The following is a 15011-nucleotide window of genomic DNA, read 5'->3' as shown; positions in this document are numbered from 1 at the left end:
TCGTACTACTGCCATTGGAAAGCGTATAGTTATATGCCCCCGTTACGTTGGTGAAGGAATCGGACTACCGACACAGACGGAATTGGGACTAGCCAAAAGATTGGTGACCGTAACGGGGGAGCTGTACTTTGCAGTTTGACCACTCGGTAATCATACCGTACATTATTACTCCTCACATCTCCATTTGTAGAGATTGTATAGCCCGCCACCCCATACCACCCATCGAAAATTGCCGTGAGAGCTGTGGCCAGATCAAGGTTCGTTCCGCCCAGGGCTTTCTGCCAGACGAGAGCACCCAGACTGCTGATCCGGACCACCCACCAGTTAGTACCTTCATGAATGTTAGTCACATCTCCACTAGCGGTGGTAGAGTTCATTTGGCCTGCTACCACAAAATCTCCATTGGCGTTGGCCGTAATAGCATATGCTAGCTCTGAGCTCGTTCCACCTAGGATTTTCTAGCAAAGCAGCGAGGGGGCCTGGGTAAGGGCAGTCTAGCTCTCCCGAAGTAGACCCAATAATGGAAACCAAAGATAGAACCGATGCACCAGGCCGCCTGAAAAATAGCTCCTAGTCGAGCTTTAAACATCCTGACACAATCTGATTCTGTGCGTAGACTTGTGTATACGCGCTGAAAGTAGAAAATGGTTCATAATGAACGTTGGTAAAAGAGAGGTGATGACTAAACTGAAAATGTTCCGGTAAGTACGAATCCTGTTCGCTCGCTCACAAACATTATTGTTGCATTCTCCCCCCCCGTCGCATCGGTCAAAAAATCCCGAAAATTCATGTCCTGCCGACTTAGTCGGCTGCAGGTTGCCAATGAAAAACGCCTTGCTGTGCTTCAAGAGCGGCTAATGTCTGCTGTTTGCCCGTTTCACGCAGTTGCTGATTCGTAGTGGTGAAATACCGGTGACTCGTCAGAAACGAACGTTGAATCGAAAGCCACTGATCAGGTTTCGGCAAGAAACCAAAGGCCAGCCATTCCGAAAACAGCAATTGACTGATAGGCCAATAATCGTCGCGTCCCAGGTAGTCCAGGTCCGCATCGCACAGCACAGCTTCCAGCAACGTAGCGGGCTTCTGCGGAAGCCGTGTTGCCCGGATAAGTTGGCAAACCAGCGCAATCTGCCCAGCCGAATAGCCAAATAGCGGCAGGTGCTGCGCGGCTATTCGGCAACTTTCGGCTTCGTGATCGGCATATACGTGCAGGAAACCTGCATCGTGATAACAAGCTGCCGTGCGCAACAAAGCCAGTAGCTCATCATCGATGATGCCTTCGGCGTGGGCAATCCGGTCGGCCTGCTGCACTACGTCGTGGGTATGCTGAACGGCATGGTAGGTGAGCCGGGCTGGCAAATGAGCCGCCAGTTCATTCAAGATGTACTGACAGGCGAGGTGAGTCTGCATGAGTTCGATCGCTTATGACCGCAATTGAGCTAATTCGTCGGGCGTTAATTGGTTTAGGATTTCTAAAGCGTGTTCGTAGCCTTTCTGCACGATGTCATCGTAAGACGACCAGTTCATGATACCGTAGCGACTGACATCGGGATTGAAATACAGATCAGTATGCCGAATGTTTTCGTTACGCCGGGCGCTACTGTATAACAAGGTGGCATTGAGCATAATTGACATTAGCGAGGGCAGGCGGTATTTGCGCTGCCGTGTAGGCCGGAACCGATCCCGCAACATAGCCGAGGGGCTGGGAATCTGCTCCATATTTAGTTTTCGGGGCTTATCGATACTCAGGTCAACCCCAATTACTTTACCCACCCCCAACCGACTCATAACGTCGGCGGGGAAGTTGTTAAACGTACCACCATCCACCAGCAGATCGTTGCCATCGATAACCGGCGGAAATACGCCAGGAATGGCCGATGTAGCCCGCAGGTATTTGATCATTGACCCTCGGGTATGCACTTCTTCACGGGCCTGGGTATAATTGCTCGACAACGTAAAGAAGGTCAGCCAGCTATCTTCAATGCTGGGGTTGTCGTTGCCCGTAAAGTCGGCGATACAGGTCTGAATCATCTGCTCGATACGTCGGCCCCGGATGAGCGAAATAAAAGGTAGCAGATTATAGTCTTTGGTGGGGTTGAAATGGGCCGCCTTTCGAAGGTGTTTGGTGGTCTGATCAATGGCTTCGTCGAAGGAGAACGTAGCCGCTACCAGCCCCCCGACGCTTGTTCCCCCCACAAAATCAAGGGGAATCTCCCACTCTTGCAGAGCCCGCAACACACCGATATGGGCAAACCCTTTGGCGCCCCCTCCCGCCAAAACCAGCCCAATAGCCGTACCACTCAGAATCCGGGCGAGCCGGGCCATATCGCGGGTCAGAGCAGGGCGAATGTGATAATGCGATTTCACCGCCGGACGTAGCGCCAGCCAGTCGGCGGTATTGCGCGGATGGGCGGTATCGGTGGGATGCAGGAAGATGAGCGTGTGAGGAATCCCCGTTCGTAACTCGTTCACCAGATACTGGGTTTCGACGCGGGTCAGATCGGGTACCTGCCGGGCATCAGCCAGCAGCAGTATTTCATCGGCCTGACGCAGACACCGGCGCGTCCATTCTGACAAAATCAGTTCATGGCCCGAGGGGGTCGTCGGGCATGCGTCTGCTACGTATAGCATGAACTCGTGCTGCGACTCCTGATCGTCGAGCCACTGGGTTAATTGCCGGTACGCCATCGGGGTATTTTTGTCGGACTGGGCGAAGTCGGGCTGGTAAAAGTAGTTGTCTATTTCGACGCTCGATACGACAAAAGTCGACCCTTTCCGACCCAACTGGGGCACCAGTTCGCTGACAAACCGGGCAGCCTGACCGCTGGATTCTGATGCATTTTCGTGTAAAGCCAGCACACAGATGTTGACCGGCCTTTTGGTCACTTTTCGCTGACCCTGCGAGGTGCGAAGCCGGTTAATGATGAGTTTGGTAACGTTCATCGACACGGCTGGATAGGCCGCAATAATCTGTTCAAAGGCACTTTGCGAGAGTTTTACCAACACACTGTCGCGGAGGGCCACAATCGTTGCGCTACGTGGATCACCGGTAAAAATAGCCATTTCACCCGCCGTTTCGCCCCGAATAATTTCACCAATTACCAGATGGTTGCCCTGATCATCGGTTACGTAAGCCTGCAGCCGACCACTTATTACGAAATACAGCGAGTCGCCTATTTCGTGTTGTCGAAAAAGAACTTCGCCCCCCCTGATTTCCACCCACTCCAGCATTGGCTCGAGCAGGCTCAACATGGTTGTATCGAACTCACCGAAAATGCGATGCAGATTCGTTAATAGCTGTTCTTTCTGATACGTATTGGCTAGAGGTTCAGTTGTGAGTCGCATAGGAGTTTTCAGGTTGGTGATTTAACAGATAGCCTGGCGCAGTTTGTAGACTGTCGACGAAGTACATACTCATGTTGGCTTTATTTTTCGTGGCTATCTCGCCCCGGTGCCGACACGAGAACTGAGTACGTACCCGTTCGTAGGTAGCTCCAGAAATATTGATCTGTCCTGGTTCGCTGGCCGATTCGAGCCGGGCGGCCGTGTTAACGGTATCGCCCCAGATATCATAGGCGAATTTGGTGGCTCCAACCACCCCGGCTATGACCGGTCCGGTATGAATACCAATCCTGATCTGAAAGGCAACCTTGCCTTCGCGGGCGCGTTGTTTTTCAAGTTCGCCAATAAAGTCCCGAATTTCGAGGGCAGCCGCCACAATCTCGTGGGCGTGGTTAGGATGCGCGGCTGGTAGTCCACCCGCACACAGATAGGCATCTCCAATGGTTTTGATTTTTTCGAGGCTTGGGTATTTCCCAATGATGTGATCGAAGTGCCGGAAACAGTAGTCTATTTCCTGAACCAGATCGACGGGGGAAAGCTGCTCACTGATTTTGGTGAAGTCGCGGAAGTCAGTGAACATGATTGTTACCTCGTCGTGGTGGCGCGTCCGGGTGATGCCTTTCACTTTCAGTTCGTCCACCAGTTCGCCCGGCAGTATGTTCAACAGCAGTTCGTCGGAGCGTTGGCGGGCCAGATCGAGTTGGGTGTTTTTCTGGGCCAGTTCCCGGTTGGTACGTTGCTTATTGGCAATAAGCCGCCAGAGTAGTCCGGCCAGTAGCAGAAGTAAAACTGCGCCCACCAGCAAGGCATTCCGAACCGTCCGTTCCTGTTCAACTTCAGCGGCTTTCAGTGCTTTATCCTGCTCAAGAATTTTGATCTGATCCACCTGAAATCGTAGTAAGAGTTCCCGTTTCGTTAGCATCGAATCTTTTTGCCCGATCAATTGATTCTTCTGCCCGATCACCTGATCTTTCTGCCCAATCAGCTGATTTTTTTCCCCAATCAATTGCCCCTGCGAACGGATCTGCTTGCCTTGCCGGGTCAGGATTTCCTGTTTTTGCTGCGCTTCGGTGCTGAGTTGGTTCACGGCTTGCTGCGATTCAGCAGCTGCGTTGGCGTTGGCCTGTGCCGTTTCTTCGGCCTGCGATTTTTGCGTTTCAAGCCGATTCAATTCAGCCATCATGTCTACCGAACGAAGCATTTCTTCGGACCGTTTTCGAAAACGCCGGGCTTTGGCTTTATTACCTAGTATGGTATGAATTTTCGAGAGTTGCAGGGCTGCCAGTCCGGTTACTTTAGATGCCTTGAGCCGCTCACCGAGATCGAATGCCTGTTGTGCATAGATGAGTGCCTCGGCTGGAGCGCCTGCCTCCATGTCTTTAGCCATAAACAGCAGTATTTCTGCTTTACGCGTGCTGTCGGTTTGGCGAGCCAGTTCATTGGCCCAGCGTGATGACGGACGAGGAGTCTCCTGCGCCCATAGCGAAGCGGGTAGGCCAATCAGTAACACAACCACTATAACGAATTGAATTAGCCGGATCCGAGCGCCGGGCGTTTGCTGACTTCGGCTGGGAAAGTAGCCTGCTCTCGCTACGTGATGACCGGGATAATCGATTATTTTTTTGCATGAATCAATGCAGTAAAGAAGAGCGTCTGGCATAACCGTTTTTGTTTACTCAAAGCTCCGTACGGTTTCATCGAGTTACTAACACTCACGTTGCATTCTTTACCACTGGTGTTACATCAGGGCCAAAAACCCTGAATTTTTACGGATTTAGGTGTTCTTTGACGGTTGATGATGTGTAATTATGATCGAGAAGAATGGCTGTTTAAACATCCAGCTTCATTGGGAAAACGTAGCGAAGCAGAGACAAGATTAATGTGGTCAATACTTCATCAACTCCGAAGATGCTACGTATATACGTCCGGATATCAGCGTTGTCGTCGATAATCAGCAATACGTTGGCCGATGTTACGTCCGCTGACGCTACGTTTGGTTGACGACGTACACTAAAGCTTATTGTCAACATACCACTATTGAAGTCGAATACGTAAAAAATAATAAAATCAGGAAACTTAGACGAAATCGCCGTGTCTTGCTGAAGACCGTCAGTGGCACACTAATTTTCCCCATTAAAGATGGAAGATTTACTATGCCTGATACCGTCAAAGGAAACAATAAATCCTTTTTCATAACAATCAATGGAAAGTCACTACCCATTGATAATGTATCTCTCACTTGGAAGTTAGAGTTGCCTAAATGGCTAATTATCTACGATACTTTCCAATCGCTGAAGAATGGCAGTATCCGCTGAGAAATCAAAGTGAAAGAAACGGAGTATAAGCACTATTATATTTTAAATCCAGATACTGGAGGTTTACATGTGCTACGTGTGTAGACCCGTCTCTGAAAAATTAATAGTCTTACTTGTAAGGTGATATAGAACTATCTCGCCGATGGTTTGCAGGTTAGGATCGACGATAGGTCAATTGAACGACGCCCGGAATTCCAATGGGGAAAGATCTGTCTTTTTTTTGAACAATGTACTGAACGACTGTGGATGCTCGAAGCCCAAAGCATAAGCGATCTCGCTAATAGAGAAACTGGTCGTAGAAAGCCTTTCTTTGGCCTTCACGATCAGTTTCTCGTGTATATGTTGCTGGGTATTCTGACCGGTGTGAACGCGGAGCAGGTCACTCAGGTAATTGGGTGACAGATTCATACGCTCGGCTACTTTCTGTACCGTTAGCAGTTCGCTGATGGTGGACTGCTTAAAGTGCTCATCCAGCAACTGCTCAAATCGGGTTAATAACTGGTGATTGTTGTTTTTACGGGTAATGAACTGCCTTTCATAAAAGCGCACCGAATAATTCAGGAAAAGCTCGATCTGGTTGAGGATGATCTCCTGCGTATGCTTATCAATATGTACACACTCTTTATTGATCTTTTGCAGGATCGAGATCAGGTCATTTTCTTCATCAGCAGAAAGATGCAGCGCTTCATTGACCGCATAATCAAAAAAGCCGTAGTTACCTATTGTACCGCTCAAACGATGGCCTAACAATAAATCAGGATGAAAGGTCAGTAGGTAACCTGAGCCGCATTCCATTTGCTCTAGGTCGAGATGCTGCACCTGGTTGGGTGCGGTGAAACTCAGTACGCCTTTATCGTAATCATAGTGTTGCTGCCCGTAGCGGATCTTGCCTTTGGCCTCCCGTTTCAAAGCCATGCAATAAAAACGGTTGACAAACCCCTTCCAGATATCATCTTCCAGGAACACGCTTTCCGAGAGGTTGATCACACTTACCAGTGGGTGCTTAGGTTCCGGTAAGGATAGCAGTCTATGAAATTCTGATAGTGATGGAATGGCATTCATGCTATAAAATTAATCAATTAAGCCCATACTGAATTCATCATAAGGCGCGCCGGTATCCGTACCCAAGGGCACGATGCTTTCCAGTTGGGCCATATCGGCATCACTCATCTCAATCTGTATAGCGGCCATATTTTGTTCCAGGTATTTACGGCGCTTAGTGCCGGGTATAGGCAAAATATCCTTCGCGATGATCCAGGCTAGCGCAAGCTGAGAAGGGGTGACGTGTTTGGCCTTGGCCATCGCTTCGATCGCTTCGACTAACCTGATGTTTTTCTGGAACTGTTCGCCCTGGAATCTTGGGATGGCCCTGCGGAAATCATTTTCAGGCAGGTCGTCGATGCTTTTGATCTTACCGGATAGAAAACCCCTCCCTAAAGGAGAATAGGCCACCAAGCCGATACCCAATTCCCGCAACGTTCTTAGCACGCCCCGTTCTTCGACCGTCCGTTCAAATAAAGAATACTCACTTTGGACGGCAGTAATTGGATGTACTGCATGCGCACGTTTTACTGTTTCTGAGGATACCTCCGACAGACCGATATAGCTGATCTTGCCTTCTTTGACCAATTCGCTCATCGCACTCACCGTCTCTTCGATCGGCGTATTTTTGTCCAGTCGGTGCATATAATACAGTTCGATATGGTCGGTATTGAGATTTTTTAGTGAGCGCTCTATCGATCTCTTGACATAGTCTTTCTGGCCGTTGATCTTCCAGGTCACCTCATCCTGATCATTAATCTCCCAGCCGAACTTAGAGGCAATAGTAAACTGATTCCGTTTGCCGGCGATAGCCTTAGCGATCAAGCGTTCATTCTCAAAAGGCCCGTAAAGATCGGCTGTATCCAAAAAATTACCGCCTAGTTCAAGGGAACGGTGTATCGTGGCGATTGCTTCCTGTTCATCGGCAGGGCCATACATATGGCCATCCTGAAAACCAGTCATGCCCATACAACCTAAACCGATATTGGGTACTAGTAAACCCTGGCTTCCCAATGCTATTTGTTTGTTTTCCATAGCACAAAGATCGGAAGCGATCACGACCGAGATGTTTGCAAATCCCCGAATAAGTTCAGCAAATCAAGAATCAGCGTATGCTACTGATTAAGTTGGACAAATATAAAAAAACCAGTGTCTTCCCAAATTGCTCCCAAGTGAGACGGAGAGCGATTTGAATATCTATAATTCGGGCGTGGCTGTTGCACAACCTCAAGCGCTTTCATAGCCCTAGATTAAATGACACAAAAAGGACGCCTGTGCGATCAAAGACCTCGTCAGGTAAGCGGTGGCGAGTGCGTAAGAGGGTGCAGTGCAAAGGTAGGGGCTGATCCAGTGCGTGATCCAGAAAAAACAGGATGTCTAGCCGCAGCTGGCAGTGGCGAATAAGGGCCCGATCCCTCAATCCGAGGACAGATTTTGCAGATGCTCGACCAGCATGAGCTTGAACCGGGTCGCCGGAGCGAAACAGCACGGAATCAATCGACTGGTGACTGCATTTGCCATAATAGGGAGCAATGAGCTCATAGAGCAATGACAGATCAAGGTCGTGCTTCAATCTGTGGTAAAAATTAGTGGATGGTACCACCTTACCGAGCAGGGAAAGCGTAGCTGATACAGGGGAGAGTTGCTGTTTGCCTGCTATAGTTAAACATAAACAACTGACTCAATGCTTACAAGTTGCGTTGTGCAATGGACACGCCCCATTTTTGGAGCATATACATGAGCAAACATTTATCGCACGTAGGAGGGTTTGCTGAGAATAAATAACGCTTGATTTGATTGGAGTCTCAGGGGAATCAGCAATTACCGTTGAAATACGGACAAAACCACTCATGTAGTATGTATTACATAATACCTTGTATTATAATATAATTATCCAAAAAAAGACAATATGATGTCCCAGATTAAGTCTCTCGAATCAACGACATTTTGGTTCCCTGGCCGTTGGATGGGAGGAGTTGCCATGATACTTGCACCACTCCTTCTAGTGCTTTCCCAACTGCTACTCCTCCAATTTGAGTTCTTCTTTCCCCAACAACTCAAAGCCTTTAACCGACTCCCAACTCAAGTCACCACGGCTTATAATCTTTTTCTGGCTGGCAATATCCTCTTGTGGCCAGCCATTGTCACCTTAGTCAAATTGGTTGGGCAGAGACAACCCGCTTGGGCACTCTGGGGAGGGACGTTGGTGATGTTGGGCTTATTCGCTCGTACCTTCCACTATGGCATCAATCATCTAGCCTTTCAATTAGTGAAGGTGCAAAACCTGCAACTGGCTACTAAGGCCGTCGCCGACTCGTATGGTGCTTTCCACATCATTTCCAGCTTGTCGGCTGCCATCATGTTTGGCTGGATAATCCTCGCGATTGGAACGTATCGATCAGGCGTGCTAAGTTTAGTTGGCTCAATTGGCTTAGGTCTGATGTCGGCTTTAATGCTAGGGGTACTTAAAGGGGCTTCATTCGTATCGGTCTTAGCCACAGCTAGTCTTTGCGTAGCCCTGTTACCCCTTGGCAAAAGCGTGTTGATGAGTGGCCCCATACCTCAGGTTCGGACGATTGCAAGTTGGGTATTATTGATTTTGGGCATTGGTACGCTAATGTACTTTTTCGGACAAGCAGGCTAATGTTAAATGGGGCGATATAAGAAATGAACAATCTCTTATATCGCCCCATTTATAGAGCATACACATGAACGCTGCTTCGTCTCACATAAGAGCGTTAATAGAAGACAGTTGTATAGACCACACTGCACACGGACAAAAAAGACTTAGAGTAAGTAAAGGTTGCCTTTATCTTTCTTTAGCACTCATTCACAGCCCCTTAACTAAAAGGCATTACAAAATCAACAAGGCTTGTCAACTTCATTGGGCCATTAAACGAAATACGGATGAAGTACGTACCCCTATATGCATTAGTCTTGTTGGTGGCTGGTTACTCGTCCAGTAAAGCACTCACCAAAACTGACCTGCCAAAAGACACAATCAGGGCCCAATCCAAACCCGTAAGTTCACCCTATGGACCTAGCCATATCACCCGTACCATCAAGCAAGATCGAAAGGGAAATATTTGGATCGCAACATTTGGTGGGGTGTATCGATACGATAGAAAATCGTTTACCAATGTGACCAGTCAAGTGAGTTCAGCCCATTTTTTTTCGGTGTTAGAAGATCGAAAAGGAAATTTTTGGTTTAGTACCGTTGGCGAAGGGGTCTATTATTATGATGGGAAATCCTTTCAGCATTTTACCACCAAACAAGGGCTTGCCAGTGATCAGGTTTTGGATATTTACGAAGATAAAGCCGGTACTATTTGGTTCGGTACGGGAGAAGGAGCCAGCCGGTACGATGGGAAATCCTTTCGAACTTATAAGCTGAATGAAGGGCTACATTTAACACCGGACGAAAGGTACTTCCTGAAGGCTGATAATGATGTTAATTCGATTATTGAAGATAAAACCGGCAAATTCTGGTTTGCCACCAGGGGCCATGCCTACCTGTATGATGGAAAAACCTTTACCGTTCTCACTCATGAGGGCATCCCGTTTATCAATGTTCGTATGATCCTCGAAGATAAAAAAGGGGCTATCTGGCTGGGTGGGGTGTATGGTCTTTGGCGCTATGACGGCAGTGGCTTTACCAATTTCAGTGAGCGTGGTGTTGCGTGTGTTTACGAAGATAAAAAAGGAGTCATCTGGACGAGTTCACAATCGAACTGGGGCTGGTCACTTTTTCGGTATGATGGCGAAACTTTATCCAATAGAAATCCCAGGGAAACCGAAGTAGAATTAGACTCTGAGGATACGAAAACCATGCTATTTGGGATTTTAGAGGCTACTGATGGTAGTATTTGGTTTGGTTCAGGTGGGGCGTATCGGTATGATGGAAAGAGCATTACCGACTTTAAGAAGAAAGAGATTAACTAAAGGATGTCTCGCTGTTTCCTAATACGCCCCAATTTATGAAGCAGATACATGAACGCTCGTTCGTCTCACGTAGGAGGGTTTTTGTGAAACAACAACACTTATCGCCTAACCTTCCCTCAGATTTGAAATTGATAACTTCAGTACATTTCATACTCAAATGTGGTGGTTGGACTCCCTACTATTTTGATTAAGTGCCCCTTTGAATCGTATTCATACCGCAGTCCAGGTTCAAGGAAATTGTTTTTATTGAAGGTGTTGCTTTGTGTGAAAGTATAGTATTTAAATGTGTAATAATCACTAAAGATACGAGGATCGGGTGCCCCAATGAATAAACCATAAAAGGGATTAGGCTTATCATCAAAGTTGTACGTATAAGTATTCGAGCTTGTAATCTTGCCCGAGTAGTCGAAAGTACTCCTTTTTATGTTGACTACGTTTCCATTTTCATAGGTGTATTCGCTTATGACTCCCTCATTAAACTTATCATCAATTTCCGTTATTTTAACGGGTAATTTAGCCTCGTTATATTCTAAGTTATAGGTTCTTCGGTATGACCGATTATAAGCCGTATCAGAAGTTGTAAAGGCAAATTCTATACGAGTCGCATTGCCAGTTACATCATACTCATAGTCATAGCGGGAAGGGTTATAAACCGCCGGTCTTCCTGGGGTGGATTTATAGTCAAGGCTCGTTAATTTCCCATTGGCACCATAATTAAAGACGGATGAAAAGTACACATCGTCGTTGCCCCCACGAGCCCGCATGCTATAAGCGGTGACAATCATGGCTAATTTACCTTGGTCATCATAGCTATAGATATGAGTTGAGGATTCCTGCGAACTCGGTTGGACACGCTGTTTAATGACCTTCTTGATGCGAAATTGTGGATTGGTTGGAATGCGATGATCCTGGCAGGCTGTCAGGGTGATCAACAGCGCTAAAATGCTAAGCCAGGCAGTGTAGTTGGTTTTCATATGAGAAGAGTAAAAATAGTTCAACTTATAAGCTTACAGCGGGTAAATCGGATGAGGAGCCAAAAAGTAAGTCACTATAAGCTAAAATGAGAAATTATTTTTAAGCAGATTTTGTCGAATAAGGAGCATTTTGTGAGAGAATTTTAATTTGCTCTTTTAGTCAAACAGATCGTGATTGAGACCAAAACAAGAGTTCACCAACTTATACACAGTTTTCCAGTTGAGTAGGCAGAGTTGATCAACTGTGTGCATGACTATGACTAGATATAAACAAAAAAGAATTCTTATTGCGGGCGCCAGCATCGCTGGCCCTACAATGGCTTACTGGTTGAATCAATATGGCTTTCACGTTACCGTTGTCGAACGGGCACCAGCCTTGCGCCTGGGTGGGCAGAACATCGACGTCAATGGCCCGGCCCGGAAGGTAGTCCGAAGAATGGGCATCGAGGCCGCTATTCTGGCCCAAAATACCACCGAAGCCGGTTTGCAGATTATCGGCCAGGATGGCCAGGTGGCGGGTGAGTTTCCTAAAGAGGCATCGCTCACCGGAACTCGTGAACTGGAAATTCTTCGGGGCGACCTGGTTAGAATTCTTTATGATTGCTCGAAGGAACACGTCGATTACCGCTTTGGCGATTCGATCACGGCCCTGGAGCAGCACCCCGACGAGGTATCCGTAACCTTCGCCAGCGGCAAAACCGAAACCTTCCATTTGGTCATTGCGGCCGATGGGGTTCGGTCTACGACCCGGCAGCTTATGTTTGGCGATGAGCCCCAGTTCAAATCGCTGGGTCTGTATATCGCCTACATGACCATCCCCCAGCAGGAGAATGACAATGACTGGTGGCGCTGGTACACCGCCGTCGACCGCCGGGTGCTCATGCTGCGCCCCGACAATAAGGGCACGATTCGGGCGTCGGTAGCCTTTCTGGAAGATGACAGGGCAACCCACGAGAGACGCCAGACCGACGAGCAGAAAAGTATATTAAAGACCAAACTGGCCGGTGCGGGCTGGGAAGCCGACCGCATCCGTCAAGCCATCGACGAAACGGATGAACTGTACCTCGACAAAGCCGGTCAGATTAAAGCTCCGCGCTGGTCAGCCAGGCGGGTCGCGATGATTGGTGACGCAGCGTATTGCCCCACGCCCATCAGTGGAAAAGGCACGACTCTAGCCATCGTGGGAGCTTACGTGCTGGCCGGTGAACTGTCTCGCCATGAGCGGTACGAGGACGCCTTTGCTGCTTACGAAAAGCGGAAGCGCCCTTACGTAGAGGAGGTGCAGAAACTGCCACCAGGCACCCCCAGGATGGTGTATCCGGAAACGAAATTCGGCGTTGCGGTGCTCAATACAGTGGCTGGGCTTGTGGCCAGCAAACCGGTTCAGAAGGTGGTTAGCTTATTTAGTTCAGACCATGGCGAAGAAGAAAACGAAGGCATCGACCTGCCTGACTATTAGTAACGATAGTTTGTTGTCGTCGGGCAGGTCGAATGTTGGTATTATGCTGTCCTTCATTGTTGGCCTATTTCTATTTAAGCAAGAGACCACGTTTCATCTCAGGTGGGAGGGTTAGCCGAGAGTCTCCAAAAGAGATTATATACGTCTATACAATCAAGGGTTTGAATAAGAACATATGCGCTTCTTCAAGACGGTAGGCATTATCTTAATCTGCTGTGTAGCCGATGGTATTGCTCGCAGCTTCTTACCTGGATTAGGTGGGTCTATGGCTTGGCTGTATTATACCGTTATGATTTTGGGCATAGGGGATATTGGCTATTACGTTTTGTTTGCCGTCATTTTTGAACTGATTGCTTTTCCCTTACAACGAACTAACCAAGCCGCTTGGGTCTACATTATCACCGGTGCTTTGATTGCTTCCATTCTGTTTTTTATAGCTGGCTCACAACGTTTCTACAGACCGGAACAGATTACCACTATGGGGGGTGTTTACCCACTTCTTGGAGGCTTGTACGGTTTTCTTTATACGCGCTGGATTCTAATGAAGAACCTGGAGAAGGAATCTTCTGAATCGTAGAAGTGGATATTTAAAAATTGCTTTGTCTCACATGGGAGGGAATAGTGAGACGAAGCTATAAAGGCCTACAACTTCAACCTTCACTTGTTTGGTGACAGCCCCCTGCAGACGAGCGGACTGTCACCAAACAAGCTACCCACTCTCCTTCCTACTGGGCTATCTATTGCCAATAGATATTTTGTTAGCTGCTGTTTTTATTTTTGTTTGCCTGACGTTTGCAATAAATTCCCTACGCCAAATGCAATTCCATAGGCATCTGCATTCTCAGAATTTGTTAAAATAATTATTGCTGTTTTATCGTGGATATAGCGAAAATATACAGACTTGAAGCCAGGCAGTGAACCTCCGTGATGTACTAATTGCTTCCCGTTTTCTTGATTCGTCATCCAGCCATAACCATAATACATTGCTTCACTATCCATTGTAAGAGGAGTTTTAATCGTATCACCCCACATCTGATTCCAATTTTTTTGTGTAAGCAATTTGTTATTCTGCATCACCATTTCCCATTTCAATAAATCATTTATGTTGGACAGGAAAGCTCCACTAGGGCGTAGTGCAATATAGTTTGGTGCATTTAATATAGAGTTGTTAGCGTTTTTTGTATAACCAGCCGCTCTGTTCGAAATTATTGCTTCCACCGATGTTGTTGTAGTACTGCTCAAGTCACATTCACCAAAAACATGTTTTTTCATGTATTCAGGAAAAGATAGATGGGAAGCGACTCTAATTATATCTGCCAATATAAAATAGCCAAAATTACTATACTCGTATTTCGAACCTGTGGGGAAAGTCAAACTATCATTAACGGCATTCTTGATATAAACAGAATCTGCTTGCTCTTTCATTCTGTCAAAGCCCGGAGGTTCTACCGGCAATCCGGATGTATGATTAAGTAAATGACGAATTGTAATAGAATTCCATTGTACAGGTGCATCCTTTATGAATTTTGTCACCGGGTCGGATGTTTTTAATCTACCTTCCTGAACTAATTTCATGATGCCGACTGCCACAAATTGTTTGCTGATTGAGGCTATCTTATAAACAGTTTTTTCTGATGTAGAAACGTTCAATTCAATATTGGCCTGTCCATACCCTTTAGCTTTAATCACTTTGCCATTTTTTACAATTCATATTGACAGCCCAGAAATTCCTTGCTGCTTCATTTGGTTAGCGACAAAGACATCAATACTGTCTTGTTGTGTAGTTGAGGCCAATGATGAAAAAGGAGTTATTAGTAATAAAGCGAGTAGAATCCGTATCATAATAAGCAGTTAAGGCTCAACGCCAGAATTGTAAATGTTTTGATATTTTTCCTTTATTCAAAGCCTTCTATAGAGTTTCTTAAAAGGCCCGTTTTC

General features: G+C 47.0%; 13 protein-coding genes. 4 read left to right on the top strand and 9 right to left on the bottom strand.

Features of this window, described 5'->3' with window-relative positions; translation table 11 throughout:
* Nucleotides 1-29 precede the first annotated feature (29 nt).
* The 7 genes from ACYVF1_RS24260 to ACYVF1_RS24230 form a co-directional block, all read right to left on the bottom strand.
* A complete protein-coding gene (locus ACYVF1_RS24260; protein ID WP_461083778.1) occupies nt 30-377 on the bottom strand; it encodes a hypothetical protein in 348 nt (115 codons plus the stop codon).
* Between the two features lie 424 nt (nt 378-801).
* Nucleotides 802-1410 carry an HD domain-containing protein gene (locus tag ACYVF1_RS24255; protein ID WP_461083776.1) on the bottom strand — a complete coding sequence of 203 codons (609 nt, stop codon included), beginning with the start codon at nt 1408-1410 and terminating at the stop codon, nt 802-804.
* Nucleotides 1411-1422: 12 nt separating this feature from the next.
* Entirely contained in the window at nt 1423-3345 is a 1923-nt protein-coding gene (locus ACYVF1_RS24250; protein WP_461083774.1) for a cyclic nucleotide-binding and patatin-like phospholipase domain-containing protein, read from the bottom strand.
* Entirely contained in the window at nt 3329-5002 is a 1674-nt protein-coding gene (locus ACYVF1_RS24245; RefSeq protein WP_461083772.1) for an adenylate/guanylate cyclase domain-containing protein, read from the bottom strand. The genes ACYVF1_RS24250 and ACYVF1_RS24245 overlap by 17 nt, the downstream gene beginning before the upstream one ends.
* Nucleotides 5003-5171: 169 nt before the next feature.
* Nucleotides 5172-5372 carry a hypothetical protein gene (locus tag ACYVF1_RS24240; RefSeq protein ID WP_461083770.1) on the bottom strand — a complete coding sequence of 67 codons (201 nt, stop codon included), beginning with the start codon at nt 5370-5372 and terminating at the stop codon, nt 5172-5174.
* A gap of 456 nt (nt 5373-5828) precedes the next feature.
* Nucleotides 5829-6719, bottom strand: a complete 891-nt coding sequence (locus tag ACYVF1_RS24235) for a helix-turn-helix domain-containing protein (RefSeq protein ID WP_461083768.1) — start codon at nt 6717-6719, stop codon at nt 5829-5831.
* Between the two features lie 9 nt (nt 6720-6728).
* Complete coding sequence (locus ACYVF1_RS24230) at nt 6729-7733, bottom strand: aldo/keto reductase (protein ID WP_461083766.1); 1005 nt, start codon at nt 7731-7733, stop codon at nt 6729-6731.
* Between the two features lie 946 nt (nt 7734-8679).
* On the opposite strand from ACYVF1_RS24230, the gene ACYVF1_RS24225 reads away from it, so the two are divergent.
* Nucleotides 8680-9342 carry a hypothetical protein gene (locus tag ACYVF1_RS24225; RefSeq protein ID WP_461083764.1) on the top strand — a complete coding sequence of 221 codons (663 nt, stop codon included), beginning with the start codon at nt 8680-8682 and terminating at the stop codon, nt 9340-9342.
* Nucleotides 9343-9605: 263 nt separating this feature from the next.
* Nucleotides 9606-10640 carry a ligand-binding sensor domain-containing protein gene (locus tag ACYVF1_RS24220; RefSeq protein WP_461083762.1) on the top strand — a complete coding sequence of 345 codons (1035 nt, stop codon included), beginning with the start codon at nt 9606-9608 and terminating at the stop codon, nt 10638-10640.
* 137 nt (nt 10641-10777) lie between these two features.
* On the opposite strand, the gene ACYVF1_RS24215 is transcribed toward ACYVF1_RS24220, so the two are convergent.
* Nucleotides 10778-11614, bottom strand: coding sequence for a hypothetical protein (locus ACYVF1_RS24215; RefSeq protein WP_461083760.1), 837 nt, complete (start codon nt 11612-11614; stop codon nt 10778-10780).
* A 256-nt stretch (nt 11615-11870) separates the two neighbouring features.
* On the opposite strand from ACYVF1_RS24215, the gene ACYVF1_RS24210 reads away from it, so the two are divergent.
* Together ACYVF1_RS24210 and ACYVF1_RS24205 are read left to right on the top strand one after the other, a co-directional pair.
* Nucleotides 11871-13073: an FAD-dependent monooxygenase gene (locus ACYVF1_RS24210; protein WP_461083758.1), complete on the top strand. Its 1203-nt coding sequence runs from the start codon at nt 11871-11873 to the stop codon at nt 13071-13073.
* A gap of 175 nt (nt 13074-13248) precedes the next feature.
* Nucleotides 13249-13650 carry a hypothetical protein gene (locus ACYVF1_RS24205; protein ID WP_461083756.1) on the top strand — a complete coding sequence of 134 codons (402 nt, stop codon included), beginning with the start codon at nt 13249-13251 and terminating at the stop codon, nt 13648-13650.
* A 194-nt stretch (nt 13651-13844) separates the two neighbouring features.
* On the opposite strand, the gene ACYVF1_RS24200 is transcribed toward ACYVF1_RS24205, so the two are convergent.
* Nucleotides 13845-14780, bottom strand: coding sequence for a serine hydrolase domain-containing protein (locus tag ACYVF1_RS24200; RefSeq protein WP_461084269.1), 936 nt, complete (start codon nt 14778-14780; stop codon nt 13845-13847).
* Nucleotides 14781-15011 lie beyond the last annotated feature (231 nt).

The sequence above is a fragment of the Spirosoma flavus genome, from assembly GCF_054778555.1.
This window is presented reverse-complemented; position numbering and strand designations above follow the sequence as displayed.